A 912-nucleotide genomic window follows, 5' to 3' on the forward strand; every position below is an offset into this window, starting at 1 on the left:
CCACTAACTACAACGCACATTATGGTACTGAAGGATATCATCCATTATTGGCAACTGATCAAGATGGTAACTTGTTGAAAGCTGTCTTGCGTCCTGGAAATGCCTACACCAGTAAAGATGTAAAAGCTTTTTTAACACCACTATTAAAGCATTATCAAACTCAGCTGCCTACGACTGACATTCTGGTTCGTGGTGATAGTGGCTTCGCCACGCCAGAAGTTTACGATGTCTGTGAAGCCAACGATGTGTTTTACATTATTCGACTCAAACGCAATCGAAAATTGCAGAATCTAGCTGAAAAGTTCGTCAAGATCAGTGATAAAACCCAGTGGCAAGAGGAAGAGACTCACTACTGCTCTGAAACCTATCAATCAGCATCGTGGCCTAAGCCACGGCAGATTATTATTAAATCAACTCGAGCAGCTGGTGAACTGATCTTTTCACATGAATTTATCGTCACTAATCTGACCAATTTAACGGCTGAAACTGCCTTCAAACTGTATCACAAACGCGGCCAAATGGAAAATTACATCAAAGAAGCTAAAACAGGTTTCTTTTTCGATAAGACTGATAGTTCAACGTTTAATGCCAATGCTGCCCGGATGATGGTTAGTGTACTGGCTTACAATATTGTCAACTTTTTAAAGCAGCTAGCACTGACAAAACATGATTCCGGCTTGTGCGTTAGCACATTGCGGATCCGTTTATTCAAAGTTGCGGCACGTGTTGTGCATACTGGCCGACGCATTCAGTTGCAGCTGAGCTCGCATCACGTTTACCATCGGCTGTTCTACCAGGCTCTACAGCGTATCCAGACTATTGAATAACCAGCAAAATTAAAAAAATCTGTACAACCAAGGGACAAGTGTATCCAAAAGTTCAAAGCAATTCTGAGTTAGTTGAAAAAATCTT

Annotated in this window: 1 protein-coding gene; it reads left to right on the forward strand. The window is 41.4% G+C overall.

Annotated elements, in window-relative coordinates; genetic code table 11:
- A partial coding sequence (locus QUF07_RS14000) for an IS1380 family transposase (RefSeq protein ID WP_289428202.1) occupies positions 1 to 827 on the forward strand: 827 nt, incomplete at its 5' end.
- Positions 828 to 912 lie beyond the last annotated feature (85 nt).

Source organism: Lentilactobacillus sp. TOM.63, assembly GCF_030361045.1.
Lineage (GTDB): Bacteria > Bacillota > Bacilli > Lactobacillales > Lactobacillaceae > Lentilactobacillus > Lentilactobacillus dabitei.